Origin of the sequence: Nonomuraea aridisoli, assembly GCF_003236395.1 — a bacterium.
Lineage (GTDB): Bacteria > Actinomycetota > Actinomycetes > Streptosporangiales > Streptosporangiaceae > Nonomuraea > Nonomuraea aridisoli.
Genome location: NZ_POUD01000484.1, coordinates 1 through 3,135 on the forward strand (window position 1 = coordinate 1; position 3,135 = coordinate 3,135).

Here is a 3,135-nt window from a genome sequence, read left to right on the forward strand (position 1 = left end):
GGCGTGGGGGTGGCGTTCATGGCGGAAGTTTCGCCGTAGCGGTCTCGGCGGCGAGGGGGCGAACGCCGTTCTGTGGATAGAGGGGTGTTGGCGTTGGCGGCCTGTGGATGAAGGAGCTGAGGAGTGGTGCGGAGCGGGCATGATGGGGCGTAGCCGCGAGCGGGCTAGTGGCCCCAGTGGCGTTTGTGAGCGATCAAGCGATCTATGGATTGATGGGGAGACAGCGGCGTAGGGATCGTTCCTATGGGCTTGGGGCGGTTCGGGCGGAGGGAAGACGTCCAGATCCAGATGCTGCTGAGGGCTATGCCGGCCGCGCAGATGAGGATCACCGGGCGAAGGCCGATCAGTTCGGCCAGGAAGCCTCCGGCGAGGCCGCCGAGTGCCAGGACGCCCTGGACGGCGAAGGTCATGGTGGCGTTCACCCTGCCGCGGAGTTCGGGGGAGGCTTCCCGCAGGGTGATGGCGCCCATGCATGTGGCGAAGGCGACGACGATGCCGCCGGTGATCGTGCCGGTGAGAGCGAGAAGTGTGAGTTTCCACCAGAGCGGGCCGGTCAGCAGGCCCACCGCGAGGATCTCGATCGGAAAGAAGATCACGGAGTAGAGCAGGACGCGGTTCTCGCCGTAGCGCTTGGACAAACGGGCGGTCGCCCACGCGCCGAGCAGGCCGCCGACGCCGCTCAGGGCGATGAGGACGCCGATCATGCCGTTGGGGATGCCGAGAGTGTTCAGCATGTAGAGCATGTAGACGGCCGTGTAGGCCATGGCGAAGAAGTTGATGGTCACGCCGGCGCCGAGCAGAGCACGCAGAATCGGGTGGCTGACACTGGCTCTCAGACCTTCCACGACATCGCGCCACATGCCGCGGGAGGCGGCGGGGGTGTTTTTCTCAGGGGTACGGATGGCGCGGATCATCAAGGCAGAGGTCAGAAACGACAACGCCTCCACCACTACGGCGATCGGGGCGGTGAGGAGTTGTACGAGGATACCGGCCAGGCCGGGGCCGCTGACTGAGGCGACCGAGTAGGAGGCTTGGAAACCGGCCATCGCCTCTGTTCGCTGTTCGGGGGCGACCACGGCTGCCAAGTGAGGGAAATTCGCGGCTCTGAAAAGGACTCCCGCCGCGCCGATCACCAGGGCGACGACGAGTAACCAGGCGACGTTCAGGACACCGAGGAGCCATGCGAGGGGGATGGTGGCGGCGGCGACGCAGGAGACGAGTTCACAGGCGATCATCAGCGGGCGGTGACGGGTGAGCCGGTCGGCGATCGCGCCCGACTGGAGGCCGAGGAGCAGGGCCGGCACGGAGGCGGCTGCCGTGAGCAGACCCATCTGGGACGGTGACGCGGTCAGCAGAGTGATGGCGGTCAGCGGGATGGCCAGTTTGGAGACCTCGGAGCCGGTGATCGAGATTGTCCGGGCCGTCCAGAGCAGGCGGTAGTCGCGCTGCTTCCAGAGGGAGGCTGGGGAGTTCTCGGAGTCTTGCGGGGGGCGGTGGGAGCCGGTCGAGCGTGCGGCTTCGGCTTTGGTCGTGGTCGTCGTGTGAGGTAACGCAGGAGAAGCCGTGGGTACGGACGAGGACGAGGATTTGCGAAGGAAACACTTCATAACTATGAAAGTAGTCCTTCATAGTTATGAAGGAAACCCTTCAGATCTCCGCATTGGGTACCTTTGGCGCATGACGCGGCGCACTGAAGTGCTCAGTGACCCCAAGGCGATGCGGGCGCTGGCTCATCCGGCGAGATTGATGATCCTGAACAGGCTGAGTGTCGAGGGCAGCGCCACCGCGACCGAAGTGGCGGAGATCGCGGGGATCACGCCCAGTGCCGCCAGTTACCACCTGCGGATGTTGGCCAAGTATGGGTTCGTCGAGGACGCGCCGCCGCGTGGTGACGGCAGGGAGCGGGTGTGGAAGGCCGTGGACAAGTCGCTCAGCGTCGGTGTGCGGCCTGACGATTCGCCGGAGGTCAAGGACGCCAAGTTCGTGGTGATGGAGGCGTTTCGGCGAGAGGCGAACGAAGAGGCGGAACGCGCTCTGTCGAGCGTCGACCGGGAGTCGGACGAGTGGCGGGACGCAACGCGGTTCAACCGGGTTCGGCTCAGGGTCGATGCTGCGGAGTTGTTGCGGTTGAACCACGAGATCGAGAAGTTGATCGAGCCGTACATCGCCCAGTACCGCAGCAAGGAAGCCGCACCGGAGGGGGCCAGGATCGCCGAGGCGCAGATCAATCTGTTCCCGGTGGCGAAGAGGGTGGTTCCGGGGCTGCCGACCGAAGATCACGATGTGAGTGCGCTGGCCCTTGGGGACCGTCCGGTGGAGGAGTAGAGCGGTTTGTGCCGGCTGGTCGGACGGGGACGGGTGGCGGCGTGATCGCCGGTGCCCCAGCGCGAAAGCCGTGTCTGTAGGCCGTGGTCGTCGAGGTCGCGGGTCAATTTGGCTTCGATGGCGATAAGGGTGGTTCCGGGCTGCCGGCCGATGACTGCGATGTGAGTGCTGGCCGCTGGGGGCCAGGTGGAATGGGCAGATTGTGTCGACGGGTCGCCGGGAGTTATAGCGGTGTGATCGCTGGTGTCCCCGGCAGGATGCCGTGCCGGTGGGCCGTGGTCGCTCAGGCGCAGATCGATCTGTTTTCGGTGGCGGAGAGGGAGGTTCTGGGGCTGCCTGCGGAAGATCACGATGTGCGTGTGCTGGTTGGTCGGTCGGGGGTGATGGGCGGCGTGATCGCCGACCACTTCAGTCTGGAGTTGCCGGCGCCTGCGCTGGGTCTTTGTGGTCGGTCGCCTGGGTCAAGTCCGAGCCGGTTAAGTCATGCCGTCCCTCACCTACGAGGGCCTGCGCCACGGCTGTTCGGCGACCTGCATAACGAGGGTTGACTCGCTGCGCGGCTCGCCGCCGTGGAGTTCGCCGTTACAGGTGCGCCGTTTTGGAGTGGGCTTTTGGGGTGGGCTGTCGTGGGGTCTGCTGTCGTAGGTTCGCTCTCTTGGAGTCGGCTGTCTTGGAGTCGGCTGTCTTGGGGTCGGTTGGCGTCGGCTGGGGGCTGTTCGCGGAGTGCAAAGTCGTTCGGCTAGCGGTGGGTGACACTTGATCGCGCGGTGGTTGGCTTTGTTGTTTGTCTCCTGTCTCTTATACACAGCT

At 65.2% G+C, this 3,135-nt stretch carries 2 protein-coding genes; one reads left to right on the plus strand and one right to left on the minus strand.

Annotation, left to right across the window (positions count from 1 at the left end; translation table 11 throughout):
• Window positions 1-164: 164 nt before the first annotated feature.
• Window positions 165-1,607 (minus strand): MFS transporter, encoded by a 1,443-nt coding sequence (locus C1J01_RS47185; RefSeq protein WP_111185583.1) that lies wholly within the window; start codon window positions 1,605-1,607, stop codon window positions 165-167.
• A 70-nt stretch (window positions 1,608-1,677) separates the two neighbouring features.
• On the opposite strand from C1J01_RS47185, the gene C1J01_RS47190 reads away from it, so the two are divergent.
• Window positions 1,678-2,325, plus strand: a complete 648-nt coding sequence (locus tag C1J01_RS47190) for an ArsR/SmtB family transcription factor (protein ID WP_111185585.1) — start codon at window positions 1,678-1,680, stop codon at window positions 2,323-2,325.
• The last annotated feature ends 810 nt before the right edge of the window (window positions 2,326-3,135 follow it).

Excerpts from the sequence above, each read along its gene's own strand:
- C1J01_RS47190 (WP_111185585.1), top strand. The coding sequence starts at position 1,678 with ATGACGCGGCGCACTGAAGTGCTCAGTGACCCCAAGGCGATGCGGGCG.
- C1J01_RS47185 (WP_111185583.1), bottom strand. The coding sequence starts at position 1,607 with ATGAAGTGTTTCCTTCGCAAATCCTCGTCCTCGTCCGTACCCACGGCT.